The sequence below is a fragment of the Streptomyces sp. F001 genome, assembly GCF_004187715.1.
GTDB classification, from domain to species: domain Bacteria; phylum Actinomycetota; class Actinomycetes; order Streptomycetales; family Streptomycetaceae; genus Streptomyces; species Streptomyces flavusporus.
Genome location: NZ_QZWF01000007.1, coordinates 243,365 through 266,876 on the forward strand (window position 1 = coordinate 243,365; position 23,512 = coordinate 266,876).

The 23,512-nt window shown below is 71.0% G+C and carries 25 protein-coding genes and 2 pseudogenes; 13 read left to right on the forward strand and 14 right to left on the reverse strand.

Annotated elements, in window-relative coordinates; genetic code table 11:
• Positions 1-25: 25 nt before the first annotated feature.
• Genes StrepF001_RS25785 through StrepF001_RS25810 form a run of 6 tightly spaced genes read left to right on the forward strand, consistent with a single transcriptional unit; the run spans position 26 to position 6,190 of the window.
• Positions 26-979, forward strand: coding sequence for an STM4015 family protein (locus StrepF001_RS25785; protein ID WP_129800593.1), 954 nt, complete (start codon positions 26-28; stop codon positions 977-979).
• Positions 980-986: 7 nt separating this feature from the next.
• Entirely contained in the window at positions 987-1,952 is a 966-nt protein-coding gene (locus tag StrepF001_RS25790) for an STM4015 family protein (RefSeq protein WP_129800594.1), read from the forward strand.
• Positions 1,933-3,090: an STM4014 family protein gene (locus tag StrepF001_RS25795; protein WP_129800595.1), complete on the forward strand. Its 1,158-nt coding sequence runs from the start codon at positions 1,933-1,935 to the stop codon at positions 3,088-3,090. Before StrepF001_RS25790 ends, StrepF001_RS25795 begins: the two co-directional genes overlap by 20 nt.
• A gap of 31 nt (positions 3,091-3,121) precedes the next feature.
• Complete coding sequence (locus tag StrepF001_RS25800) at positions 3,122-3,928, forward strand: STM4013/SEN3800 family hydrolase (RefSeq protein ID WP_129800702.1); 807 nt, start codon at positions 3,122-3,124, stop codon at positions 3,926-3,928.
• A complete protein-coding gene (locus StrepF001_RS25805) occupies positions 3,925-5,298 on the forward strand; it encodes an STM4012 family radical SAM protein (RefSeq protein ID WP_129800596.1) in 1,374 nt (457 codons plus the stop codon). Before StrepF001_RS25800 ends, StrepF001_RS25805 begins: the two co-directional genes overlap by 4 nt.
• A 10-nt stretch (positions 5,299-5,308) precedes the next feature.
• Positions 5,309-6,190 carry an STM4011 family radical SAM protein gene (locus StrepF001_RS25810; protein ID WP_129800597.1) on the forward strand — a complete coding sequence of 294 codons (882 nt, stop codon included), beginning with the start codon at positions 5,309-5,311 and terminating at the stop codon, positions 6,188-6,190.
• 383 nt (positions 6,191-6,573) lie between these two features.
• Here StrepF001_RS25810 and StrepF001_RS25815 read toward each other — a convergent pair whose 3' ends face one another.
• From StrepF001_RS25815 to StrepF001_RS25830, 4 genes and pseudogenes are all read right to left on the reverse strand, one after another.
• Positions 6,574-7,098, reverse strand: coding sequence for a hypothetical protein (locus tag StrepF001_RS25815; protein WP_129800598.1), 525 nt, complete (start codon positions 7,096-7,098; stop codon positions 6,574-6,576).
• Positions 7,099-7,248: 150 nt separating this feature from the next.
• Positions 7,249-8,204, reverse strand: a pseudogene (locus StrepF001_RS25820) (hypothetical protein).
• A gap of 341 nt (positions 8,205-8,545) precedes the next feature.
• Positions 8,546-9,091 (reverse strand): hypothetical protein, encoded by a 546-nt coding sequence (locus StrepF001_RS25825; protein WP_129800599.1) that lies wholly within the window; start codon positions 9,089-9,091, stop codon positions 8,546-8,548.
• Entirely contained in the window at positions 9,063-9,413 is a 351-nt protein-coding gene (locus StrepF001_RS25830; protein ID WP_129800600.1) for a helix-turn-helix domain-containing protein, read from the reverse strand. Before StrepF001_RS25830 ends, StrepF001_RS25825 begins: the two co-directional genes overlap by 29 nt.
• A 64-nt stretch (positions 9,414-9,477) precedes the next feature.
• Between StrepF001_RS25830 and StrepF001_RS25835 the strand changes: the two genes are divergently transcribed.
• The 3 genes and pseudogenes from StrepF001_RS25835 to StrepF001_RS25845 form a co-directional block, all read left to right on the forward strand.
• The gene (locus tag StrepF001_RS25835) at positions 9,478-10,377 is read left to right on the forward strand and encodes an LLM class flavin-dependent oxidoreductase (RefSeq protein ID WP_165396368.1); all 900 of its coding nucleotides are present in this window, start codon (positions 9,478-9,480) and stop codon (positions 10,375-10,377) included.
• A complete protein-coding gene (locus tag StrepF001_RS25840; protein ID WP_129800602.1) occupies positions 10,374-11,684 on the forward strand; it encodes an FAD-dependent oxidoreductase in 1,311 nt (436 codons plus the stop codon). Before StrepF001_RS25835 ends, StrepF001_RS25840 begins: the two co-directional genes overlap by 4 nt.
• Positions 11,685-11,756: 72 nt before the next feature.
• Positions 11,757-12,044: pseudogene (locus tag StrepF001_RS25845) on the forward strand (NAD(P)H-dependent oxidoreductase); the annotation flags it as partial.
• Positions 12,045-12,298: 254 nt separating this feature from the next.
• Here the strand turns inward: StrepF001_RS25845 and StrepF001_RS25850 are convergent.
• Positions 12,299-12,958, reverse strand: a complete 660-nt coding sequence (locus StrepF001_RS25850; protein ID WP_129800603.1) for a hypothetical protein — start codon at positions 12,956-12,958, stop codon at positions 12,299-12,301.
• Between the two features lie 134 nt (positions 12,959-13,092).
• Between StrepF001_RS25850 and StrepF001_RS25855 the strand changes: the two genes are divergently transcribed.
• On the forward strand, positions 13,093-13,293 hold the full coding sequence (locus StrepF001_RS25855) for a hypothetical protein (protein WP_240797681.1): 201 nt from the start codon (positions 13,093-13,095) through the stop codon (positions 13,291-13,293).
• 23 nt (positions 13,294-13,316) lie between these two features.
• Here the strand turns inward: StrepF001_RS25855 and StrepF001_RS25860 are convergent, their stop codons facing one another.
• The 7 genes from StrepF001_RS25860 to StrepF001_RS25890 all read right to left on the reverse strand — a co-directional run bounded on the left by StrepF001_RS25860 (position 13,317) and on the right by StrepF001_RS25890 (position 18,700).
• Positions 13,317-14,180 (reverse strand): Rieske (2Fe-2S) protein, encoded by an 864-nt coding sequence (locus StrepF001_RS25860; RefSeq protein WP_129800605.1) that lies wholly within the window; start codon positions 14,178-14,180, stop codon positions 13,317-13,319.
• A gap of 52 nt (positions 14,181-14,232) precedes the next feature.
• On the reverse strand, positions 14,233-14,412 hold the full coding sequence (locus StrepF001_RS25865; RefSeq protein ID WP_129800606.1) for a hypothetical protein: 180 nt from the start codon (positions 14,410-14,412) through the stop codon (positions 14,233-14,235).
• 72 nt (positions 14,413-14,484) lie between these two features.
• Positions 14,485-15,537, reverse strand: coding sequence for a ketoacyl-ACP synthase III (locus StrepF001_RS25870; RefSeq protein WP_129800607.1), 1,053 nt, complete (start codon positions 15,535-15,537; stop codon positions 14,485-14,487).
• A gap of 25 nt (positions 15,538-15,562) precedes the next feature.
• A complete protein-coding gene (locus StrepF001_RS25875; RefSeq protein WP_129800608.1) occupies positions 15,563-16,375 on the reverse strand; it encodes an arylamine N-acetyltransferase in 813 nt (270 codons plus the stop codon).
• Between the two features lie 30 nt (positions 16,376-16,405).
• On the reverse strand, positions 16,406-17,218 hold the full coding sequence (locus tag StrepF001_RS25880) for an arylamine N-acetyltransferase (RefSeq protein ID WP_129800609.1): 813 nt from the start codon (positions 17,216-17,218) through the stop codon (positions 16,406-16,408).
• A 6-nt stretch (positions 17,219-17,224) separates the two neighbouring features.
• Positions 17,225-18,223, reverse strand: a complete 999-nt coding sequence (locus tag StrepF001_RS25885) for an amidohydrolase family protein (RefSeq protein ID WP_165396369.1) — start codon at positions 18,221-18,223, stop codon at positions 17,225-17,227.
• A 72-nt stretch (positions 18,224-18,295) separates the two neighbouring features.
• Positions 18,296-18,700: a nuclear transport factor 2 family protein gene (locus StrepF001_RS25890; protein WP_129800611.1), complete on the reverse strand. Its 405-nt coding sequence runs from the start codon at positions 18,698-18,700 to the stop codon at positions 18,296-18,298.
• 218 nt (positions 18,701-18,918) lie between these two features.
• Here StrepF001_RS25890 and StrepF001_RS25895 point away from each other — a divergent pair, with 218 nt between their 5' ends.
• Complete coding sequence (locus tag StrepF001_RS25895) at positions 18,919-19,599, forward strand: NAD(P)H-dependent oxidoreductase (RefSeq protein WP_129800612.1); 681 nt, start codon at positions 18,919-18,921, stop codon at positions 19,597-19,599.
• Between the two features lie 199 nt (positions 19,600-19,798).
• Positions 19,799-20,503, forward strand: a complete 705-nt coding sequence (locus tag StrepF001_RS25900) for an SDR family oxidoreductase (protein ID WP_129800613.1) — start codon at positions 19,799-19,801, stop codon at positions 20,501-20,503.
• A gap of 68 nt (positions 20,504-20,571) precedes the next feature.
• Here the strand turns inward: StrepF001_RS25900 and StrepF001_RS25905 are convergent, their stop codons facing one another.
• Positions 20,572-21,576, reverse strand: coding sequence for a beta-ketoacyl-ACP synthase III (locus StrepF001_RS25905; RefSeq protein WP_129800614.1), 1,005 nt, complete (start codon positions 21,574-21,576; stop codon positions 20,572-20,574).
• A 235-nt stretch (positions 21,577-21,811) separates the two neighbouring features.
• On the reverse strand, positions 21,812-22,525 hold the full coding sequence (locus tag StrepF001_RS25910) for a TetR/AcrR family transcriptional regulator C-terminal domain-containing protein (RefSeq protein WP_240797682.1): 714 nt from the start codon (positions 22,523-22,525) through the stop codon (positions 21,812-21,814).
• Positions 22,526-22,751: 226 nt separating this feature from the next.
• Between StrepF001_RS25910 and StrepF001_RS25915 the strand changes: the two genes are divergently transcribed.
• Positions 22,752-23,399, forward strand: a complete 648-nt coding sequence (locus tag StrepF001_RS25915; protein WP_129800616.1) for an NAD(P)H-binding protein — start codon at positions 22,752-22,754, stop codon at positions 23,397-23,399.
• The last annotated feature ends 113 nt before the right edge of the window (positions 23,400-23,512 follow it).

The following is a 23,512-nucleotide window of genomic DNA, read 5'->3' on the forward strand; positions in this document are numbered from 1 at the left end:
GCGTCCACCCGAGGAGACCAGCCGCATGTCCCACGTCGAGCATCTGAAGGAACTGCACGGCCTGCCGGCCTTCGACTTCCCCGAGCCCGGCGCACGGCAGGAGCTGCCGGAGGCGGGCGCCGTCGCCTGGCGGCTGGCCGTCGACCCCTACGACGACTCGGAGGAGGGTTTCGGTGCCCTGTGGGACCGCTTCCTCGACTCGGTCGATCCCGCCGGGGTCCGCGCGATCGTCGTGGGCCAGTGGGGCGAGGCCTACGAGAACGACTCCGGCGTCATCGTGCAGCGACTCGTGGACGCCCGTGACCGGCTGAGCGCGCTTCGGGCCGTCTTCATCGGCGACCTGGAGATGGAGGAGGCGGAGATCTCCTGGATCGAGCAGTCCGATGTCACGCCGGTCCTCGACGCCTATCCGCTGCTGGAGGAGTTCGGCATCCGCGGCGGCACCGGCCTGCGTTTCCCGGCGGTCCGGCACAAGCACCTGCGCACGCTCTGCTTCGAGGCCGGCGGCCTGCCCGGCGAGGTCGTGCGCGGTGTCGCCGCCAGTGAACTCCCCGCGCTGGAGTACCTCGAAATGTGGCTCGGTGTGGAGGAGTACGGCGGTGACGCGACGGTCGCCGACCTGACCCAGATCCTGGCCGGCGGGCAGTTCCCGGCGCTGCGGCATCTCGGCCTGCGCAACAGCGAGATACAGGACGAGATCGCCGCCGCCGTGGCCGGGGCCCCGGTCGTCGCCCAGCTGAAGTCGCTGGACCTGTCCCTCGGCGTGCTCACGGACGAGGGCGTGACAGCGCTGCTCGGCGGCCAGCCGCTCACCCACCTGACCTGGCTCGACCTCCGTCATAACTTCGTCACGGAGCCGGTGGCCCAGCGGGTTCGGGCGGCGCTGGAGCCTTCCGGCGTCGAGGTCGACCTGTCCGAGTCCGGCGACGAGGACGAGTGGGACGGCGAGATCCACCGTTACACCGCGGTCGCGGAGTGAGGCGGTCATGACCTTCGCGGATCACTTCGAGACCTTTCACGGGCTGCCCGTCTTCACCCTCCCCGAGCCCGGTGAGAAGGCGCTTCCGGCGGCCGACGGCGTGGCCTGGCGACTGGACTGCTTCGAGGCCGGGGAGCTGCCGTTCGCCGAGCTGTGGCGGAGCTTCACGGACCGGGTGCCCAGTACCGGCGTACAGGCTCTTGTCATCGGGCCCTGGTGGGACGACGAGTACAGCGAGCTGCGTCCGGCGCTGGAGCTGATCCTGGCCGACGCCGGCCGCTTCCCCGCGCTGCGCGCTCTGTTCCTCGCCGACGTCACCGGCGAGGAGTGCGAGATCTCGTGGCTGCAGCTCACCGATGTCACTCCCGTCCTGGAGGCCTTCCCCCTGCTGGAGGAGTTCGGCGTCCGCGGCGGTGACTCACAGGGGCTCGGCGAGGAGCCCCTGTCGCTGCGCCCGGTGCGCCACGACGCACTGCGTGCGCTGCGGTTCGAGTCGGGTGGCCTGCCCGGGCAGGTGGTACGGGCCGTCGGCGCGTGCGAACTGCCCGCTCTGGAGCATCTGGAGCTGTGGCTCGGGGTGTCGCAGTACGGCGGCGACGCGACGGTGGCCGACCTCGTGCCGATCCTGTCCGCAGGCCGCCTCCCGGCGCTGCGGCATCTCGGGCTGCAGGACAGCGAGTTGCAGGACGAGATCGCGGCTGCGGTCGCCTCGGCTCCGGTCGTGGCACAGCTCGAGTCGTTGAGCCTGTCCATGGGCACCCTCACCGACGCCGGTGCCGAAGCCCTGCTCGGCGGCCAGCCGTTGACCCATCTCAAGCGGCTCGATCTGCATCACCACTTCCTGGGTGAGGCCATGGCCGACCGGCTTCGTACGGCCTTCGGCTCCGCCGGGACCGAGGTGGACCTGTCGGGACATCAGACGCCGCATCGCTGGCGGGACGAGGAGTGGCGCTATGTCGCCGTCTCCGAGTAGTGCCGCTCTGGGCACCGGCCTTCGGTTCGCCGTCGTCGGCAACCCTGAGAACCGGCGGACGACGATGTTCGCCGACGCCGTCCGCGCGGCGGGCCACCCGGCACCACGCTTGCTGGCCTGGCGCGATGTGCTGCGCGGACGGTACGCCTTCATGCCCGGCGAGTTCGTACGAATCGACTCACCCGGCGAGAACACCGAGGTCGACCGGCTGCTGCGGGGCACCGACGATCCCACCCGGGTGGAGGGAACGGCCCTGTGGTATCGCCGCTTCACGACGGCGGTCCTGGAGGTGACGGGCGCGGCGCGCGGCGCGGGTGCGGTGCCGTCCGCCGACCCGGAGGAGGTCGCGGTGATGTTCGACAAGCGGCGCTGTCATGCCCGGTTGGCCGCCGCGGGCGTCCCGGTGCCCCCGGCCCTGACGGGTCCGCTCGGCGGCTGGGAGGAACTGAGGGAAGGGCTGAAGGCCGCGCGGATCAGGCGGGCGTTCGTAAAGCCGGCGCACGGCTCGTCGGCCTCCGGCGTTGTGGCGCTCGCAGTGGCCGGCCCCGGCCGGGTCAGGGCGACGACCTCCGTGGAGACCACCCCCGACGGCCGGCTGTTCAACTCCCTGCGGGTACGGCACTACGACGCGGAGCCCGAGGTCGCCGCCCTTGTCGACGCGCTGGCCCCGGACGGGATCCACGTCGAGCGGTGGCTGCCCAAGGCCTACCAGGGCGGCCGCGCCGCCGATCTGCGGGTGGTCGTGGTCGCCGGACGCGCCACGCACGCCGTCGTACGGACCAGCCGGCACCCCATGACGAATCTGCACCTGGGCGGCGCCCGCGGCGACCTGGACGCGGCACGCGAGGCGATCCGGGCCGCGGGCGGCAGCTTCGACGACGCGCTGGACGCCGCCGAGCGCGCCGCGGCGTGCTTCCCGGGCACGCTGTGCGTCGGCGTGGACGTCCTGCCGGCCACGGGGTGGCGCCGCTTCACCGTCGGCGAGGTGAACGCCTTCGGGGATCTGCTGCCCCGCCTGACCGGCCTGCCCGGCAGCGGCGCCGAGGGCCTGGACACCTACGGCGTGCAGGTGGCCGCCGTACCGGCCGCGATGCGGCACACAGAGCACAAGGAGCACCACCATGACGCCACCGGCTGACACCCCGTCGGCGGGCATGCCGCCGATCGACATGAACGAGGTCGTGGGCAGCCACGACCTCCTGATGGTCACGCTGGACACGCTCCGCTACGACGTGGCCCAGGAGCTGGCCGCGGCCGGCCGCATCCCGAACCTGGCCCGGCATCTGCCCGGCGGCCTCTGGGAGCGCCGCCACGCCCCCGGCAGCTTCACCTACGCCTCCCATCAGGCGATGTTCGCGGGCTTCCTGCCCACACCGGCCACGCCGGGTCCGCACCCTCGGCTCTTCGCCGCCCGCTTCGCGGGCAGCGAGACCACCGCGGACGGCACCTTCGTCTACGACACTCCCGACCTGGTGTCCGGCCTGGCCGCCGTCGGCTACCGCACGGTCTGCGTCGGCGGCGTGGGCTTCTTCAACCAGCGGGGGCCGCTGGGCTCCGTGCTGCCCGGCTTCTTCCAGGAGAGCCACTGGGAGCCGGAGTTCGGCGTGCCGTCGCCCACGTCCTTCGAGGCACAGGTGGCCTGCGCAGAGAAGGTCGTCGCCGGACTCCCGCGGGAGCAGCGGCTGTTCCTCTTCGTGAACGTCTCGGCCCTGCACCAGCCCAACTGGTTCCATCTGCCCGGCGCCACCCGCGAGGCGGGCGACACGCGGGCCACCCACGCCGCGGCCCTGGAGTACGTGGACCGGCACATGGGCCGGCTCTTCGCGGCCGCCTGCAGCCGCCGTCCGTGCTTCGCCGTCGTCTGCTCCGACCACGGCACCGCGTACGGCGAGGACGGTCACACCGGCCATCGCATCGGCCATGACGTCGTCTGGACCGTGCCCTACGCCCATTTCTTCCTCGACGAGGCCCGATGACCATCACCGAGACGACCAGCACCGAAGCGGTGGCCCTGCCCGCCGTCCGCCCGTACCAGCACTATGTCTACGCGTACCCGCACAAGACCGCCTACCGCCCGCTGTCCCGGGAGCACGCGTCACTGCGCGCACTGTGGGCGGACGAGCCGAAGACCGCCCTCTCCCTCTACTTCCACATCCCCTTCTGCGAGGTGCGCTGCGGCTTCTGCAATCTCTTCACCCGGATCGGGGCGCCCGACGGCCTGACCACCGCCTACCTGGACGCGCTGGAGCGCCAGGCGGCCGCGGTGCGTGAGGCGCTGGGCGACGGGGCGCGGTTCGCGAACGCGGCCTTCGGCGGCGGCACTCCGACGTTCCTCGAGGCCGCCGAGCTGGAGCGGCTGTGCGATCTGGCCGAGCGTGGGCTGGGCGCCGATCTGACGGCGATCCCGCTGTCCGTGGAGGCCTCGCCCGCCACGGCGACCGCCGACCGGCTGACCGTGCTGGCCGCGCGCGGCACCACACGGCTGAGCCTGGGCGTGCAGAGCTTCGTCGATGCCGAAGCACGCACCGCCGTCCGCCCTCAGCGCCGGGCGGACGTCGAGGCGGCACTCGCCCGGATCCGCGACTCCGGCATCCCCGTCCTCAACATCGATCTCATCTACGGCATCGGAGGCCAGACCGAGGAGTCCTGGCGCCGCTCCCTCGACGCCGCGCTCGCCTGGCGCCCCGAGGAGCTGTACCTCTATCCGCTCTACGTCCGCCCGCTCACCGGCCTCGGCCGGCACCGCGGCCCGGCGCTCGGCGACGCCGAGTGGGACGAGCAGCGACTGCGCCTGTACCGCCACGGCCGCGACCACCTGCTCGCGCACGGCTACGCGCAGGTGTCGATGCGCATGTTCCGTCGCGCGGACGCGCCGACCACCGGCGGGGAGGACTACGCGTGCCAGACCGACGGCATGATCGGCCTCGGCTGCGGCGCCCGCTCCTACACCTCCGGGCTGCACTACTCCTTCGACTACGCCGTGGACATGCACCGCATACGCGGGATCATCGACGACTACACGGCACGCACAGCCGAGGACTTTCGTCACGCGGACTTCGGCTGGGAGATGAACGAGGAGGAGTCCCGGCGCCGCCACCTGCTGCAGTCGCTGCTCCAGGCCGAGGGCATGCCCGTCGCGGACTACCGGGCCCGCTTCGGCACCGCGCCCGGTGACGACTTCGCCGCCGAGCTGGACCGGTTCGGCGACCGGGGCTGGCTGGACGACTCCGCCGCTCCGGAGCGCTTGCGGCTCTCCCCCGAGGGCCTGGCCCACTCCGACGCGCTGGGCCCCGAGCTGTTCTCCGCCGCCGTGCGGGAGCGCATGGCCGCCTACGAGCTCAAGTGACGGAGCCCGCATGGACCTGACGATCCTCTACCGCGGCCCGCTGGCGTCGTGCGACTACGACTGCCCGTACTGCCCCTTCGCCAAGCGCCGGGACACCCGCGCCCAACTGGCCGCCGACCGCACCGCGCTGGAACGCTTCGCCACCTGGGCGGCCGCACAGCGGGAGGACCGGCTCTCCCTGCTGTTCACACCGTGGGGCGAGGGCCTGGTGCGCTCCTGGTACCGGCGTACGCTCGCGGAACTGAGCCGGCTGCCGCACATCCACCGGGTGGCGATCCAGACCAACCTCAGCTGCCGTACGGACTGGCTGGCAGCCGCCGACCGGGACACCCTCGCCCTGTGGTGCACCTTCCACCCCGGCCAGACGCCGTACGACCGCTTCCTGGCCAAGTGCCACGACCTGGCCACCCGCAACATCCGCCACAGCGTCGGCGTCGTCGGCCTGCCCGAGCATCTGGAGCACGCGCGCCGTCTGCGTGCCGACCTCCCCGCCCATGTGTACCTGTGGGTCAACGCCGCCGAGGGCCATACGTACACCGATGCCGAGGCCGACCGGTGGACCGCCCTCGACCCGCTCTTCCCCTACAGCCGCCACCCCCACCGCAGCGCGGGCCTGCCCTGCCGGACGGGCGAGTCCGTCATATCCGTGGACGGCGAGGGCACGGTGCGCCGCTGCCACTTCGTCCGGTCGGAGCTGGGCAACCTCTACGACGGCTCCTACCGGAGTGCGCTGCGCCCCCGCCCCTGCCCACTGGCCGTCTGCGACTGCCACATCGGCTACGTGCACCTGGAAACCCTGCCGCTGTACGACGTGTTTGCGGGCGGAGTCCTGGAGCGGATCCCCGCCGAACCGCCCGCCGCTCCAGCACTCGGACGCACCGCCGGTCCGTGACCTCCCTGCCCTGCGCGGCAAGGTGTCCGATGAGATCGGGACCCATCGCGAGGAGCAGCTCCAGGCCGGCCTTGCCGAAACGGCAATCGGCGCCACGCCCCTCGACGATGTCGTCAGCGGCCGCACGACCGTCGTCATGCGAAGAGCGGGACCCAGCCTCACTGGGTTCCGCTCTTTGTCGTTGCTCCCGCTCGTCGCGAGTGAGTGGGTACGGCGAACGGCGAGTGAGTGGCTACGGCGAACGGACATGTCGCTGAGCGATCCGACCCCGCGACCTGGCTGCCGGCGGCACCGGCGGCACAAGTGGGAACTGTGGCCTCTTCGGCGGCACCGGATGACCCACCAGGCCCTCCGCGGACTGATCGTGTGTCCTGGGTGACCGCTCAGGCGCCGAGACTCCGCATGGTCTCCTTCACCAGGCGGTTGCCCTTGGGTTCGTACCACGAGGTGTACGACGACAGCTTGGCAACCGCCGCGCCCAGCCACTCGGGATCGCCGAGCCGGTCCAGCGCCTTCGCCTCGGTGAGCTGGTCGAACAGCGCCTTCAGCACAATGACGTGGCCGCCCGTGTAAGGGCGCTCGTGATGCGTGTACCGCACCGACCACGGCTCGTACGGATGGCGCAGGATGCCCTGCAGGGAGCAGCCGTCGCGGCCCATGTCGGCACCGGGCGCAAAGCCTCCGACGAGGCCTCCGAAGGGGGTGACATGCCACCTCCGGTAAGCGGCTCGCACCTTCAGCTCCACGAACCTGGACCACTCCATGGCGAGCAGTGGTGCCGCCTCCCCGCGCCGGCGATGCTCCAGGCCCTCGGGCGTGAGCACGAGGGACAGGCCGTCCTTCCGCGTCGGGTCTCCGATCACCCACCGGTCCCCGATCAGCTCCAGCGGCCCCAGATGCTGCGCCATGGCCTCTCCCTCTGTCCTGCCGTTCGTCCGACCTGGAACATAACCGACGCCTGGAGACCGCCCGCCGGCGGTGCGTCCTCGGTCGTGGCCGCCCGACGCCGACCGGGCAGGGCCGTTGGAGGGCCGGTTGCCTGTGCCGGCGGCGGGGCGTCACCCGTGCCCGTGCTCCGCCGAGCCGCTGTCCTCGGTGTGCTCGTCCTCCTCGGCGGCGGTGTCGCTGCCGAGGCCCGCCCGGACGGTGAAGCTCGCGGTGCGCACCTTGCCGTCGTGCTTGAAATCGAGGAAGAGGCGGTAGGCCTGGGCGCGGTGGCGGTGAAGGAGACGGTCGGCCCGGGCTTCGTCCTGGCGTCACCGGCTTCGCTGTCGGGGTGGACGTGCAGGTAGGCCAGGTCTCCGGCGCGCAGCGCCACCAGGTGCCCGTACGCGCCGAGGTAGGGCTGTAGGTCGGTCACCGGCTTGCCGTCCTTGCGGACCTCGAAGGTCAGGTCCTGGGCGGAGCTGGTGTTGAGGTCCCCGTGCAGGGTGACCGTGTAGCCGTCGACCTTGCTGGTGCTCACCTGCTGGGGCAGCTCTTGCGGCTCGTAGTGCCCTGCGACCGCCAAGTCTGTGCCCAGGGTGAGGCTTTCGCCGTCCTCGGCGGCCGGGGCGAAGTCCGCGAAGAGGCGGTAGTCGCCGGCCGTCGGCAGGTTCACGGGCGTGCGCCACGTGCCGTCAGCCGAGCGCGTGGGGTGCAGGTGGCGGTAGACGGTCAGGTCGCGGGAGGCCAGGATCAGGTGGAGTTCCTTCTCCTGCTCCACCTCGTAGTCGGTGACCGGCCGCCCCTGCGCGTCGAGGACGGCGAACCGGATCTCGGCGCTGCGCCCGCGCTCGATCCGCGGGGTCTTCAGGTCGATCGAGTAGCCGTGGGCCGAGACCTGCAGCCCCTCGGGGCCTTCTGCGGCATTGCCCGCGCCGCCGGCCTCCGCCGCCTCTGCCTCACGGCTCGTTTCCATACCCGCCTTGGTATCCGCGTCGTCGGACCCGGCGAGGCTGCCCACTCCGTACGCCGCGCCCAACACGACGGCAAGTGCTGCGGCGAAACCAGTGATCTTTGGCCAGGTGTTCATAAGCGTCTCCCAGGAATGGCCCCCGGAGGGGACCCCCCGAGGGGCCTATACCCCGGTGGGGTATAGGAAGCCGAGTTGAATATACACCCTGGGGGTATACGAATCCCGGCTGTCCCCGAGCGAAGAGCTACAGGCCTCTTGTTGCACCTCGGACGGCAGCCGCCCGAACGACGGGCAAGGCGTGCCGCGTGCGGACGGTGGACGTCGGCCTCGACGGCGGGCGAGCCAGGGCCGTCTCCGACGGCGAACCGGACGACCGGCAGATCGCCGAGGTCGCCGAGGTCGCCGACAAAGCCGGCGAAACGGCCGCCCGGGTTCCGCGCCCGCGGCCCCGACGAGGGCTACGGCTGGGCCGCCGGCACGACGCTGCTCACCTCGTGCACCCGCCCGGCATTCACCGGATCTCCCACGGTCACCCGCCAGGTCCCCGGGCCGGGCAGGGTGAGGTGGGTGTCATAGCGGCCGGCCCCGAGGTTGCGCAGGGTCTTGCGACCGCCGGTGCGGCCCGCCTCGGCGTCCTCGGCGCCGGCGGACAGCAGCAGCCGGTCGTCGTCGGCCGTCACCTCCACATGGCAGTCCGTGCCGTCGACGGCGTCGGGCACGTCGACGGCCAACTCCTGCCTGCCATCGAGGAACTCGCGTGGATCGCAGGCGGTGAGCAGGGCCTCCACCTGGTTGAGCAGTGCCCGTTCGTTCTGCAGCGCCCCGTGCTTCTGGGCGAAGAAGCGTACGGTGGAGTCGTCCGTCGACTGGGCACCGCCCAGGTCCCGTCGTACGCGCTTGCGTCGCCGAGCAGGCCCAGGGTGCGGCCGAGGAGCACTCTCCCCGTGGGCAAAGCCGCGCTCGCCGACGAGGAGGTTACGCGGACGACGGAACCCGCCCCGCACCCCTGGGGCCCGAGCGGTGCATGTTCCACTGCACGAGCGGCTGCAGGGCGTCCAGCAGTGCCCGGCCGTCCGGGGCCAGCTGGTAGCGGATCTGTACGGGCGTGGTGGGGATGACGGTGCGCTCGATGAGGCCCGCGGCCTCGAGTTCCTTCAGGCGCTGGGAGAGCAGTCGGTCGGAGATGCCGTCGATCATGGCCCGGTACTCGCCGAAGCGCCGGGCCCCCTGGTGGGCGGCCTGCAGTACCGAACCCGTCCAGCGGCGTCCGATCAGTTCGAGGGTGCTCTCGAAGCGCGGGCAGGTGTCGTCATGAATGGAGTCCACTTACAAAAGATTAGCACCTTACTCACTGTTTGTCCGAAGGCGCGGTTCGGCGCACCGTGGACGCATGACCGACTACGGACGCCCGCTCTCCTTCGGAGTGAGCCTCGACCCCTCCGCCGGGGCATGGGCCCAGACCCGGCGCCTCGCGCGTACGGCGGAGGATTCGGGCCTCGACCACATAGCTGTCCAGGATCACCCGTACCAGCCCGGCCACCTCGACACCTGGACCCTGATCACCCATCTGTCCGCGGCCACCGACCGCATCTCCTTCCTCACCGATGTCGCCGATCTGCAGCTGCGGCCGCCGGTGATGCTCGCCAAGGCCGCCGCATCGCTGAGCGTGCTCACCGGCGGACGCATCCAGCTCGGGGTCGGCGGGGGCGGCATCCCCGACGCCATCGCCTCGATGGGGGGACCGGCGCGACGCGGCCGGGACATGGTGGCGTACGCCGAGGAGTCCCTGGGGCTGCTGCGTACGGCCCTGTCCGGGGATGCCGTACGACTGCACAGCCCGTACCACTCCGTCGACGGTTACCGTGCCGGACCGGTGCCCCCGAAGCCCGTCGAGCTGTGGCTCGGCGCCCAGAAGCCCAGGATGCTCGCCGTCACCGGCCGGTCGGCCGACGGCTGGATCTCTCCGCTGAACATCTACGTCCCGCCGCAGGAGGTGCCCTCGCGGCAGCGGATCGTCGACGAGGCGGCCGCCGACGCGGGCCGCGACCCGGCCACACTGCGGCGCGTCTACAACGTGATCGGTGTGATCGGCGACCACGGGGACGGACCCGGGCTCGTCGGCGATGTGCGGCGGTGGGTGGACACCCTCACCGAGTGGGTCGTGGAACTCGGCTTCGACACCTTCGTCTTCTGGCCCGCCACCGACCCCGAGCGGCAGCTCGCGCTCTTCGCCGGCGAGGTCGTGCCCGCGGTGCGCGAGCGCGTCGAGGCCATCCGGAGCGGGCGATGAACCGCGCCCTCTCCGCCGTGCCGGCCGAGCTCGCGGGCAAGGTGGTCACGCCCGACGACCGGCGCTACCGCGCGCTCCGCTCCACCTACACCACCGTCGGCCATCCGGCCGCAGTCGTCCTGCCCGAGTCCGCGGGCGATGTCGCGGCGGCGCTGCGGCTCGCGCGGGAGACGGGGCTTCGGGTGGCCGTCCGCAGCGGCGGCCACGGCCTGTCCGGCAGCGGCACCAACGACGGTGGGCTCGTCATCGACCTGAGCGCGCTGCACCGGGTCGATGTCATCGACCGCGGCTCCCGGCTGGTCCGCGTCGAGGCAGGTGCGCGCTGGGCCCAGGTCGCCCGGGCGCTCGCCCCGCACGGGCTCGCCATCAGCTCGGGCGACCACGGCAACGTCGGCGTCGGCGGCATCGCCACCGGGGGCGGCGTCGGCTGGCTGGTACGGCAGTACGGGCTCACCATCGACCATATCCGTGCCGTCGAGGTCGTCCTGCCCGACGGAACGGCCGTGCGTGCCGACGCCGAGACCGAGCCCGAGCTGCTGTGGGTGATGCGCGGGGCCGGCGCGGGAGCCGGGATCGCGGTGGCCTTCGAGATCGAGGCCATGGAACTTCGTGCGGTCGGCCACGCGCAGCTGGTCGCGGCGGTGGACCCGGCCGGTCAGACGCTGCGCCGCTGGGCCGACGTCATGGCGCGGGCACCGCGCGAGCTGTCGACGGCGGTGACGCTGTCCTCGCGGGGCGCCACCGCCGCCGCGTTCATCACCGCGGTCGTGGCCTCGGACAGTCCGTCCGTCATCCGCGACACCGTCGAACCGCTGCTCGGCATCGGGGATGTGATGGTCCAGCAGGCCCACGTCGTCCCCTACACCGAGCTGGTCCCACCGCACCATCTGCACGCCAACACCGGGCAGATGCGGTCCAGCACGACCAACGGACTGCTCACCGACCTGACTTCGGACGCCGCCCGCGCCCTGGTCACGGCGTCGGCCGCCCCCCACCCGGTCCTGATCCAGCTGCGGTCGCTCGGCGGCGCGACCCACGACCCGGTCCCCTCGGCCACGGCGTTCGCCCACCGCCACCAGAACACCCTCGTCGTCGCCTCGGCGTTCCCGCCGGACGACCGCGCGACACTGGCCACCGCCTGGGCCCCGCTCGCCCGGCACACCAACAGCGCCTACGTGAACTTCGAGAGCGCCCCCGACGAGGCCACGTTCGCCCGCGCCTACCCCGGGCCGACCGGCACCCGCGTCACCGGCCTGTGGAAGCGCTACGACCCCGACGGCGTCCTGCGCCCCCGGCCGCCGACCTGACCGCGGCCCCATCGACGACCTCACCGACCACGGCCCCGCGGCACCCGCCGCGGACGCCCGCCCGACTCGTCCGTGCTCCCCGCGTCCGCCTCCGCCTCCCGGGCCGTCACGGAGACCTTCCGCAAGGCCTGGGAGGAGCAGCACCCGGAGGGCACGGTGATCTGCCGCGACCTCGCCGTCGACCCCGTCCCGCACCTCACCGCCGACGCCCACACCGGCGGCTTCGCCGCTCCGGACGCGCACACGCCCGAGCAGGCGGCCGCCTTCGCCGAGCGGGTGAAGCTGATGGAGGAGCTGGAGCGGGCGGACGCGGTGCTGATCGGCGCCCCGATGTACAACTGCTCGATCCCGTCCACCCTCGACGTGGACTTCATCGTCCCGGAGCTCACCAAGGCCAAGACCCTCGCCGAACGCCTCGCCGCGTAAGCGGCACCTCTCGAACGCTGTGCCCTCCTCGGTCTCGAAGCGGTACTCCCTGTCGATACAGAACCAGAGCAACTCCTGTCGCTGTCACGCCAGTTGGCCGCTGCGCCGCGTCAGCTCCTGCTCGGCCTCGAGCAGCTCCAGCCGGGCGGCGAGCCGCTCCTGACGTGTTCCGGTCCTGTGCCCGGTCGTCACTTGTCCGTGTCCGTGTCCGAGTCCAGGTGCTTGATCTTGATCCAGTCGCGGGAGCGGCGCCCGGGCAGGTAGGGGCTGGTGAGGCGTTTCGCGACCACACCGTCGTAGCCCTCGATGGCGCTCTGCTCCATCGCCTCGGCTGCCATCGAGGGCCAGGCCGCGGGCACGGCGACGGCCGGTCCGGCCAGCGCGAGGTCGTCGAGGAGATCGCGGCGCGCGGTGTAGGGCAGGTGCACGGTCGGCTCCCCGAGATGAAGGATGTCGAAGAGCATCAGCCTGACGGGCAGGTCCCTGGCGCCGTGCGCGATCGCGTCCGGGTGGTGCAGACTCATGCGCTGCTGCAGCCGCTGCACGGACGGGCGGCCCTCGAGGTCCCGGGCGACGATCTCCCCGTCCAGCACCGCCTCCGGCCCGGGCAGCAGAGCAGCCAGCGCCTGGAGCTCCGGGTACTGGTCCGTGACGTCCATCCCGTTGCCGGCCAGCAGCTGCAGGCTGCCGTTCCCCGGCAGGTGGACGATCACGCGGGCCCCGTTCCAGAGCGTTTCGTACGCGTACTCGGCCTCGGCTTCCGGTCCCGGCGGCGGGCCGATCACCGCCAGCATCGGGGACAGCACGGGCAGCACGCGGGGAGCGTCGGAGGACGGGTGCACGCTCATGGTTTCCAGCGTGCGCCCGTCGGCGCGGATCGGCCACTTGCCGCCGGTGCGGGCGGAGTAATTGGATTTATCGTGGTCTGGGAACCCTGGCCGTAGGTGCTCCTGGCGTCGCGGGGGTCGACATGAAAGTCCAAATGATCCAACGGGCCGCTGACGTGCTGTTCGACGTCCCGGATGAGGTGCATGAGGAGATCATCACGCTGATCCAGGCCGTGGCCGAGGACCCGGAGACACAGGTCGCGGATCTGGCAGCAGCGTTCGGTGAATGGTGCTGGCTTGTGTACACCCGCCGTGGTGACGTGATCGAGGTGCTGGACGTCGGCTGCGCCCGCTGACGTCCATCTGCTCTCCGGCGCCGTCACTGCGCGTGCCCCTCCCTCAGCCGGACCTCGACCAGGCCGTCGTTGAGGCGTACGTCGAAGGAAGGCTGCGGTGCCGTGGCCGGTCCGGCCACGCAGGCGCCGTCGGCGAGCCGGAACGTGCTGCCGTGCCAGGGGCAGATCACGCAGCCGTCGCTGATCTCGCCCTGGGACAGGGGACCCGAGAGGTGGGCGCACCGGTCCGCCAGCGCGTGCAGCTCTCCGGTGCCCTCGGAGTCCCGCACGAGCAGCACGGGGACCTCCCCGACCATCCGCCGGACGACACTGCCGCGCGGGAACTCCTCCGGGTCACCGACCGGGTGCCAGCCCTCGTAGATCAGGTGCGGCACGGACTGGCTGTGGTTCACGCCGGCCGCCTGCCGGTACGCCAGGTGGCCGCCGAGGAACCCGCCGGCCGTGGCGGCCGCGAGTCCGGCGAATCCGAGCAGCCGGCCGCTCCGCCCCCGGCTGCGGGCCACGAGCGAGGCCGCGTAGCAGGCGACGGCCGTGGTGTTCGCCGCCGCGTGCACCACGCCCACGCGCTCCTGCTCGGGAAACTGGTCCGCGAAGTCGACGGCCCCCGCCAGCGCGGCCGGGACCGCGGTGGCGAGCCCCGTGGCGACCAGCAGTCGGGCCGCGCGCTCGTTGCCGCGGGTCAGATCGAGCAGCGCAGCGGACGTCCAGGCCCCGATGGGAGCCTGCACCAGCACCGGGTGCAGCGGGTGGCCCTGCCAACGGCCGCGCAGCGCGTCCCGTACGGGCCCGAGGGGCAGCGCCTGGACGCGCGTCCGTACGGGGGTCGCGATGCGGTCGAGGTGCTCGGCGTCCTCCAGCGCTTCGATCTTCGACAGGGGATTGCGCATGTACGCCGGGTTACCCGATCACCCCGGCAGAAACGGCCCCCGTCCCGGTAGCTCACTCTCTCCCCGAGACCTCTTCCGTCCGCTCGCCCTCGGCCTGGGAGGGTTCGGTCCTGGGCACGTCCGGGTGCTGTTCCATGGCGCTGCGCTCGCCCGGTTCGTTGCGTTCGCCTTCGGCCTGCGACGGGGTGAGAGCGTACAGCCACTGGTCGGAATCCGAGGCTCTGGACTGCATGACGGGCCTCCTTCGCTCGCTAACCCCATAGTCCACCTTCGGCCGTGCGAAAGAAGCCCGAGCCCGACCGGCTCACGCCGCCCGCGGGACGTCCAGGCCGGCGACGTCCGCCGCGAGGAGGTCGTCCGGGAGCCGGAAGACCAGCGAGCCGAAGAGGAACCCGGCGCCGATCGCGCCGAGCACGACGACATCGCCGCGCCGGGCGCGGCCCTCGCGGGCCAGCCGCCACAGCGCCGTCAGCGGCGAGGCGGCCGCGGTGTTGCCCAGGGTGTCGGCGGTGACGGGGACGCGCTCGGCATCGGCGCCGGCCATCCGCCCGATCTGCCGTACCAGCTTGGCGTTGGCCTGGTGGACGGCGAAGCCGCTCACCTCGTCCACGGTGACGCCGGCCGTCGAGAGCGCCTCGCTGAGGGACTTGGGCACCCGGGTCATCGCCTCCCGCAGCACCACGTTGCCGTCCATGAAGATGTACGGCGTCCGGGGTGTCTCGGTCGTCGACGACGGCACCTCCTGGTCCAGGCGCCAGGCCGTCGCCACGCGGACGGCGTCCGAGTACACGTTGCCGAGGTCGTAGCTGAGCAGCCCGTCCCCGCCGGGCGCCTTGCGCAGCACCACGGCGCCGGCGGCGTCCCCGAAGAAGATCCGCGTGATGCGGTCGGTCGGGTCGGTGATGCCGGAGCCGCGTTCCGCGCAGACGACCAACGCCGTTTCCAGGTCCGGCTCCTGCAGCAGGGATGCGGCCGTGTAGATGCCGTACGCCGCCGAGGCGCAGGCGTGCTGGGTCAGGTCGAGGATGCGCGGGGTGTCGATGCCCATGCGCTCGGCGAGGCTCACGCCCAGCGACGGCATGATCCAGTCCGGGGTCGTGCACGCGACGAGCACGACGTCGATCTCGCGGGCCTGGACGTCGGCCGCCGCGAGGGCCTTCTCTGCCGCCTCGACCGCGAGGTCAAGGACGGTTTCGTGGGGTTCCAGGAAACGGCGTTCCCGGATTCCCGTCTTCTTCTCGATCCACTCCGGTGTGGTGTCCAGCGTTTCGCACAGCTCGGCGTTCGTGACCACCCTGTCGGGCAGCGCCAGGGCGACGCTGCGGGGACTGACCGGTGCGAGTTCCCACTTGGGCATGACGACCTCTCCTCTTCGCCTGGAACTACTTCTCCTCGAACGCCATGCGTACGGAGTCCCTGAGATAGGGGCTCGGCATGGGCCGCTTCTCCAGCGTGATGCCGAACCATTTCTCGTACGCGGCCAGCACCGCGGCGTCGTCGGGGAGTTTCTCGGTCGTCTTCTCCGTGCCTCGGGTGATGGTCAGAACGTCGTTCTTGAGCACGACCCAGCCGTCGTCAAGCGGCAGCGAACAGAACATGTTCTGCAGGAGCATCGAGTCCGGGCTGGTGCGGTACCAGTGGATGACCTGGTCGAAGTCCGAGAGGGAGGTCGGGTCGTCGTAGACCCGGTACTGCGGCTTTCCGTCGCGCAGGACGTCGGTGGCGCGGTCGTCCACCTTCCGGACGGAGAACACACCGTGCGGGTCGGACTGCGCCTCCGGCGAGTCCAGGAGGATCGGAAACCGGCTGCCCTTGCCGAAGCCGACGTCGACGAGCCAGCGCGCTCCCTCGATCTCCGCCATGACCAGCAGGTGGTTGTACGGATCGCGCAGCTTTCCGCCGATCCATACGCGCCCGTGGCGTACGTGGACGGTGAAGCCCAGGGCCTTCAGAAGGAAGTAGAAGGAGCTGTTGGTCTCGCCGCAGGCGCCGCCGCGGCGCTGGTGCACGATCTTGTCGACGATCCTTTCGTCCTTGTAGTGGATCTCCCTGCCGAGGTGATAGTCGAGGCTTTCGAACGGCACCGACATCACATGCCGTTCGTGCAGGTGGCGCAGCGCGGCGAGGTCGGGGCGGTCCGGGCGGTCGGCCGCGATGCGTTTCAGATAGGCGGCCGTCGTCACTTCATCCAGCATGTGCGTTGTCCCCTGGTGGTGTGGGATGGGTCAGTCGCTGTCGAACGAGAAACTGATCGCGTTGTTCATGTGAGGGCTCGGCGCGGGGCGTTTCTCGAGCCTGATCCCGAACCATTTCTCGTAGGCCGCCAGCACCGCGGCGTCGTCGGGGAGTTTCTCGGTCCGCCGCTCCCCTCCGGTGGTGACCGTCAGCACGTCGTCGCGCAGGATGACCCAGCCGTTCTCCAGGGGCAGCGAGCAGACGAGGTTCTGCAGGAACGGAGAGTCCGGGCTGGTCCGGTACCACCACATCGTCTGCCGGAAGTCGATCAGCTCCACCGGCTCGTCGTAGACGATGTACTGCGGTGTCCCGTTGCGCTGCACCTCCACGGACCGCCGGTCCAGCCACCGCGTACGGAACTCGCCGTGCGGATCGGGCTGGAGCTCGTCGCAGTCGAGGCGCAGGGGGTGCCGGCTGCTCTTGCCGAACCCGATGTCGGCGATCCACCGCACCCCGTCGATGGCCACCGTCATCAGGACATGGTGGTACGGCGCCGTCGTGACGCCCTCCGCGATCCGCACCCGGCCCTGATGCAGGGTCACGTCGAAGCCCAGCGACCGGAGCAGGAAGTAGAACGCCGTGTTGATCTCACCGCAGAGGCCTCCGCGGTGTTCGTGGACCACCTTGTCGACGGCGCGTTCGTCCATACAGATCTCGGCACCGCGGTGGTAGTCGAGGTTGTCGAACGGCACCGACAGCACATGCCGTTCGTGCAGGTGCCGCAGCGCGTCCGCGTCGAGGCGTTTCGGGGGCTCGGCCGAGATGCGGTCCAGGTAGGCGGCGACGGTCTTGTTGTCGAGCACGGCGTGTCATCCGTCCTTTCCGGTGAAGCGCGGGAAGAGGCCCTCGGCGTTCGCGTGATCCAGCCGGGTCCGCTCCTCGGCGCTGAATCCGCCGTGCCGCACGACGCGGTGACCGGTGTCGAGGGTGTACGACTCGGGCATCAGCGGGAAGTCCGAGCCGACCAGGATCCGGTTCGCCGGGGCGAAGGAGCGCAGGGCCGCCAGTGCGTGCGGGTCGCCGGTCATCGCGATGTCGATGTAGAGCCGTTGCAGCGAGCCGACGGGGTCCTCGGGCAGCCGGTCGGTGAGGGCCGCGCTGATGAGTCCGCCGCAGGAGAGCCGGCCGGCGTAGAAGGGGACGCCGCCACCGCCGTGCGGCAGGATCACGGGCAGCTCGGGGAATCTCTCCAGGGTCTGGTTGTAGAGGAGTTGGGCGGCCACCCGGACCGATTCGAAGGGGAACTCGTACAGCGAGGCGGGCAGGCCGAAGTCCGGCTGGCCGGTGGACGGGGGAACCGTCGGGTGCACGAACAGCGGGCTGCGGCGGCGGGCCGCGGCCGCGAAGAGGGGGTCCATGGAGCGGTCCCCGACGTACAGGCCGGCGTAGTTGCTGACGAGGCCCACGCCGTCCAGGCCGAGCGTGTCGACGGCGTACTCGAATTCCTCGAGCACGAGGTCCGTATGGGGAATGGGCAGCGTGGCGAACGCGCCGAACCGGCCGGGATGTGCGGCGACCAGTTCGGCGAGGTATTCGTTCACCCGGCGCGCGAACTCCGCCGCCGGTTCGGGTTCCAGGCCGGCCGGAACCCCTGGCCAGACGCTCACCACCGCGGCGCGGATGCCGTGCCGGTCCATCATGGCGAGGCTGCTGTCCGCACTCCACGTCGGCCGGTCGATGCCGGGGAGAATGGTCCGGACTCCCATGTTCTCGAGTTCGTCGAGATAGAAGTCCGGGAGGATGTGGTGGTGCACGTCGATGGCCCGCGACCACGGCTTCCCGGCGGGTGTCTGCGAGTTTTCCCGCACACCCGGAGTGCCGTGCGGAATACCCGGTGTGCTGTGCGAAATACCCGGTGCGCTGTGCGGCATACCCGCCCCTCAGGCCCGAGTGGTGCCGGGCGGGTTGCTGATCAGGCAGCGCCAGACGCCGTCGGTGCCGCGCCGGAGGATGTCCGCCGCGGTGCCCTCCAGGCGCATGTGCTTGCCGTCCGGGCCGGGGCCTTCGTGCACGTAGTCGCAGATCATCAGGGCCGTGTCGCCGACCGTGTAGATGTGCCGCACGGACAGCTTGACCGGGAGACGGTCGGGCAGGGTCTCGGCGGCGGCCTTCCACATCTCCTCCCCCGTCTGGAAATTGCCGGGGGACAGAACGCGCACGGCCTGCGGGTCGAAAAGCTGCTTGATGGCTTCGAGGCTGCCCGAGTTGAAAGCCTGCTCGAAAGCCGCCGGAAGCTGCATGGGATCGGTCGGAAGAGCGATCTTCTCGCCTGTGGGATTCGCCATGGAAACAGCACAGGGCACCGCCGTGGAGCACTCAACCGGCGGCCGTCCAGTCTGTCAGGTCCGCCGGGCTCCAAGTCCCCTTGTCCGACGGGCTTTTCGGCTACCTGACGAACTGTGTGACGTGCTCCTGGGCAGCCGGTTCGGGCGGCCGTGATGATGACGCTTCGTATCCCGGGGATGACGTTTTCCCGGCAACGACGAATGGTGAGGAGTGTCCCATGGTCAAAGTGGCCATCATCTTCCATTCCCGGAGCGGAAACATCTTCCGGCTGGCATCGGCGGCGGCCGCCGCGGCCGAGAAGGCGGGCGCCGAGCCCAAGCTGCTCAAGGTCCCCGAGCTGCCGGACCCGATGGTGCTGGACAAGGAGGCGTACGCCGAACTGGAGGACGCCACCCGTGACATCCCCGTCGCCACCCTGGACGACCTCGTGGCGGCGGACGCGATCATGATCGGTACGCCCGTCCACTTCGGCCTGCCGGCCCCGCAGATCCTGAACTTCATCGATCGCTCCGGACCGGTCGCCATCCCGGGGAAGCTGGCGAACAAGGCCGCGACCGTGTTCGCGTCCGGCTCCGCCGCGCACGCCGGCCAGCAGGCGACGATCCTCGCCCTGCACAACGTGCTGTGCCACTGGGGCTGCCTCATCGTCCCCAACGGTTCCAGCGTCGAGATCCTGGCGTCCGAGCACAACGGAGCGCCGTACGGCACCTGCAGCATCTCCCGGCACGCGCCGGACAACGTGCACGAGGACAACATCAAGGCGATCGAGTACCAGACCCTGCGCCTGGTCGAGGTCGCCACCGCCTACCAGATCGGGCTGCAGCAGACGAAGTCCGCCATCGACTTCGTCGACATGGACTTCCTCATGAAGAAGTTCCCCCGCCTGTCCGTGGACTGACCGCGGACCGTCGCAAGGAAACGGCACGGAACACGCACCCGCGGCGCCTCGGCCGGGCCGCGGGTGCGTCGCATGCCGACGGGCGGAACCCCCCGCTCCTCAGCCCCTGACCCCAGGAATGGTACGTTGTTCTAGTGCTAGATCACTGTACGAATGCCCGATCGATGTCCGGCACGAAGTCGGCTGGCAGGAGGAACTCGTGAAACTGGTCATCTTCGGCGCGAACGGCCCGACCGGGCGGCTGGCCACGGAGCAGGCACTCGCCGAGGGCCATTCCGTCACCGCCGTGACCCGCCGACCCGACGCCTTCCCGCTGAGCGGCGCCGCGTTACGGGTGGTCGGCGCGGACATCATGGACGCCGAGGCCGTGGACCGCGCGGTGGCCGGCCATGACGCGGTCATCTCCACCGTCGGCGTGCCGTACACCAAGGAGCCGGTGACCGTCTATTCGGAGGGCACCGCGAACGTCGTCAAGGCCATGCAGTCGCACGGCATCCGACGCCTGGTCTGCGTCAGCTCCATCGGCGTCAACTACGAGGACGCCCCCGGTGAGGCCTTCATCTTCCGGAAGCTGATCGTGCCGGTGCTGCTCAAGATGGGCCGCCCCCTGTACGACGACGCGGCCCGGATGGAGGAGATCGTGCGCGCCAGCGACCTGGACTGGACGGTCATCCGCCCCGCCGGCCTCTTCGACGGCACGACCACGACCGACTACGTCGTGAGCAAGACCCGCCACCCGGGCTGGTTCACCTCGCGCAAGGACCTCGCGGACGCACTGGTCCGCGAAGGCGTCGACCACCGCAACGTCGGCGCCGTCGTCGAGGTCATCACCACCCAGGGCGTGCCCAGCTACTTCCAGGTCTTCGTCAAGGAGGCCCTGCACATCGGCGGCAGCAAGAAGTAACCGCCGCGCATGACACGGCCCGGCCCCGTCGAGAACGGGGCCGGGCCGTGTCATGCGCGGCCGGTACGTCAGCCGGCCCGCAGCAGCGTCAGGCCCATCGACATGCCGCCGCCGAACGCCGCCAGCAGTACCAGGTCACCCGCGGCCACCGCTCCCGAACGGGCCAGGTGGTCCAGGGTGATGGGGACGGAGGCGGCGCCGGTGTTGCCGTAGCGCGTCACCGTGGTGGCCAGCCGGTCGGAGGGTATGCCCAGGTGCCCGGTCATGCTCTCCAGGAGCCGTCCGTTCGCCTGGTGCGGCACGAAGTGTGCGATCTCGTCGTGGCGCACTCCGTTGTCCGCGAGGAACGCCTCGATACCGGGGACCACCTGCGTCTCGACGAACTCGGTCACGCCCCGGCCGTTCATCGAGAAGTAGTGCTTGCCCTCGCGCAGCGTCTCCTCCGTCGCGGGCATCCGGCTGCCGCCGCCCGGTACGCCGATCAGCTCGCGGGCGGTCCCGAAGCTGGCCAGCCGGGTGGAGAGCATCCGGTGCCGGCCGCCCGGGCCCAGCACGACGGCACCGGCGCCGTCCCCGAACAGCACGGTCGTGCGCCGGTCGGTGGGCGAGAGGATGCGCGAGTACACGTCGGCGCCGATGACCAGGGCGTGGTCGGCCGGGGCGTCGGCGAGCATCCGTTCGGCGACGGACAGGGCGAAGGTGAAGCCGCTGCACACCGAGTTGACGTCGAAGGCGGCGGTGCCGTTGCCCGCGCCCAGCTCGTCCGCGACCACACAGGCCGTCGCCGGCTGCGGGGAGTCGGGAGTGGAGGTCGCCACGATGATGAGACCGAGGTCCGAGGCCCTGATGCCGGCCTGCTCCAGGGCCGCCCGGCCGGCGGCCACCGCGAGATCCGACGTGGCTTCCTCGGGCTTCGCCCAACGCCGTTCGCGGATCCCCGTCTTCCGCAGGATGGCCTCCTCGGAGACACCGACCAGGCTGCTCATGTCCTTGTTGTTGATGACGCGACTGGGTACGTAGGACCCCGTACCGAGCACGCCCCGTGCGCCGTGGGCGGCACCGCATGTGATCATGGTCTGCTCCAATGTCGTCCCGTGTGCCCCGCCGCTCATGGCGGTTCCGCCCACTGCCGCTCAAGGCGCCGTGCGGGGAACGGCGTACCGGGGCCGGCGGATCCGCATGGAATCAGGACAGTTCGCGCGCTCTGCGTGGTCCAGCCGCTGCCTGCGGATCTGTCAGATGAGCACGGGCCGGGGGATCAACTCCGGCCACTTCACGGGGCGCTACGCGACGGAGCGCTGAGGGGCGTCAGTGCGAGGCCGCGATCTGCGCCTGGAGTCCGTCGAGGATGTACTTCAGGCCGAGATCGAAGTTCTCGTCCCAGGCGTCGTCCAGCATGTACTCGTACGCGACCAGCGTGGGATAGCTGTCCTGCTGCATCCTCAACTGCTCCTGTGCAGCGGCCCGTTCGGTACCGGACCAGCGCAGGCTGGACTGACTGGCGGTGGAACCCTGGACGTGGTTGTACAGTACCCAGCAGGCGGCCTGAACCTGCCGCCCCTCGAACCCGGCCCGCGCCAGGGTCGCCTGAAGGAACTCCAGCCAGGTCAGGAAGTTCGGTCCGATCGACGGCCGGCGACGCAACGGCAGCGCGGCGGACCACGGGTGCCGAAGGAGCATGGCCCGGCATCCGGAGAGGAGGGCCACCACGTTCTCCTGCCAGCTGCCGGTGTCCCCTTCGGGGAGCGGGGCCTCGGCGAAGATGGCGTCGATCGCCAGGTCGATGACGTCGTCCTTGGTGTCGATGTGCCAGTAAAGGGTCGTGGCACCGACTCCGAGACGCTCCGCAAGGTGGCGCATGGTCAACCGCTCCATGCCCTCCTCGTCCAGCAGGGCGATCGCCGCCTCGGTGATGCGCTCCCTGGACAGCGGCGGCTCGTTGCGCGGCGTCGGCGAGCGGCGCAGCCAGACGCTCTGCGCGGCTCCGGAGCTCGCGCGACCGCTGCTCCGCGGCTTGCTCACGATGACACCCACCGCCCTTTCCCGGCTCTTCGTAGGGGCGAGCCTCATGGTAGTACATTGATCGGCGCGCTCGATCGATGTACCGGCACCCGATCACTGTTCGAGAACCACTGTTCGAAGACGCGCAGGTCGAGAGCCCGCAGTTCGAAAAGCGCCGCATCCATGTGCGTCCCCCACCGCACCCGCAGGCCTGGCCGCGCTACGCCCGTGCGCGAGGAGGGAAAGCATGAAACTGGTCGTGTTCGGCGCCGACAGCCCGACCGGTCACCTGGTCACCGCCATGGCGGCGGCCGAAGGTCACACGGTCACGGCGATCACCCGGCGCCCCGCCGACTTCCCCTTCTACGACCGCGGGGTGCAGGTCGCCGACGCGGACCTGATGGACGCCGACGCGGTCGACTGGGTCATGTGGGGCCACGACGCGGTCATCTCCGTGATCGGCGCGCCACCGTCCAGGAGACCCGGCACCGTCCACTCGCAGGGGGTCTACAACATCGTCAAGGCGATGGTGCACCACGGCCTGCGGCGGCTGGTCTGTGTCAGCCACGCCGGCCTCGACGCCGTCGACGAGCCGCGCCGAGCCCGGCTGCGCCGCGGAGCCGCGCTGCTGACCGGCCGACGCGCCGCCCACCAGGACGTACGGCGCATGGAGAGCGTCGTTCAGGAGTCCGGACTCGACTGGACCCTGGTCCGCCCGGGCCGGCTCGTCAGCCGCAGTGGCGTCACGGACTACCGGATCGCCACCCACGCGGCGCCCCGTCCGGTCACCTCCCGAGCCGACCTCGCCCACGCCCTGGTCCGCGAGGCCACCGCCCGCGACCATGTGCGCGAAACGGTCTATGTCACCACCGGCCATCTACTGGCCGCCGGTTGACCACCTGACGCCCGTTGCGCCTGGAAACAGCCACCCGGACTTTCGCCGCGGACTCGGACAGCACGGGGGAATCGGGAATGGCGTTGCGCTTCGTTGGCTGAATTGCGGCGGTC

Excerpts from the sequence above, each read along its gene's own strand:
- StrepF001_RS25875 (WP_129800608.1), bottom strand. The coding sequence starts at position 16,375 with ATGCTGGATGAAGTGACGACGGCCGCCTATCTGAAACGCATCGCGGCC.
- StrepF001_RS25855 (WP_240797681.1), top strand. The coding sequence starts at position 13,093 with ATGATCCAACGGGCCGCTGACGTGCTGTTCGACGTCCCGGATGAGGTG.
- StrepF001_RS25860 (WP_129800605.1), bottom strand. The coding sequence starts at position 14,180 with ATGCGCAATCCCCTGTCGAAGATCGAAGCGCTGGAGGACGCCGAGCAC.
- StrepF001_RS25795 (WP_129800595.1), top strand. The coding sequence starts at position 1,933 with ATGTCGCCGTCTCCGAGTAGTGCCGCTCTGGGCACCGGCCTTCGGTTC.
- StrepF001_RS25815 (WP_129800598.1), bottom strand. The coding sequence starts at position 7,098 with ATGGCGCAGCATCTGGGGCCGCTGGAGCTGATCGGGGACCGGTGGGTG.
- StrepF001_RS25895 (WP_129800612.1), top strand. The coding sequence starts at position 18,919 with ATGGTCAAAGTGGCCATCATCTTCCATTCCCGGAGCGGAAACATCTTC.
- StrepF001_RS25840 (WP_129800602.1), top strand. The coding sequence starts at position 10,374 with ATGAACCGCGCCCTCTCCGCCGTGCCGGCCGAGCTCGCGGGCAAGGTG.
- StrepF001_RS25865 (WP_129800606.1), bottom strand. The coding sequence starts at position 14,412 with ATGCAGTCCAGAGCCTCGGATTCCGACCAGTGGCTGTACGCTCTCACC.
- StrepF001_RS25810 (WP_129800597.1), top strand. The coding sequence starts at position 5,309 with ATGGACCTGACGATCCTCTACCGCGGCCCGCTGGCGTCGTGCGACTAC.
- StrepF001_RS25805 (WP_129800596.1), top strand. The coding sequence starts at position 3,925 with ATGACCATCACCGAGACGACCAGCACCGAAGCGGTGGCCCTGCCCGCC.
- StrepF001_RS25800 (WP_129800702.1), top strand. The coding sequence starts at position 3,122 with ATGAACGAGGTCGTGGGCAGCCACGACCTCCTGATGGTCACGCTGGAC.
- StrepF001_RS25870 (WP_129800607.1), bottom strand. The coding sequence starts at position 15,537 with ATGCCCAAGTGGGAACTCGCACCGGTCAGTCCCCGCAGCGTCGCCCTG.
- StrepF001_RS25785 (WP_129800593.1), top strand. The coding sequence starts at position 26 with ATGTCCCACGTCGAGCATCTGAAGGAACTGCACGGCCTGCCGGCCTTC.
- StrepF001_RS25835 (WP_165396368.1), top strand. The coding sequence starts at position 9,478 with ATGACCGACTACGGACGCCCGCTCTCCTTCGGAGTGAGCCTCGACCCC.
- StrepF001_RS25915 (WP_129800616.1), top strand. The coding sequence starts at position 22,752 with ATGAAACTGGTCGTGTTCGGCGCCGACAGCCCGACCGGTCACCTGGTC.
- StrepF001_RS25850 (WP_129800603.1), bottom strand. The coding sequence starts at position 12,958 with ATGAGCGTGCACCCGTCCTCCGACGCTCCCCGCGTGCTGCCCGTGCTG.
- StrepF001_RS25905 (WP_129800614.1), bottom strand. The coding sequence starts at position 21,576 with ATGATCACATGCGGTGCCGCCCACGGCGCACGGGGCGTGCTCGGTACG.
- StrepF001_RS25790 (WP_129800594.1), top strand. The coding sequence starts at position 987 with ATGACCTTCGCGGATCACTTCGAGACCTTTCACGGGCTGCCCGTCTTC.
- StrepF001_RS25890 (WP_129800611.1), bottom strand. The coding sequence starts at position 18,700 with ATGGCGAATCCCACAGGCGAGAAGATCGCTCTTCCGACCGATCCCATG.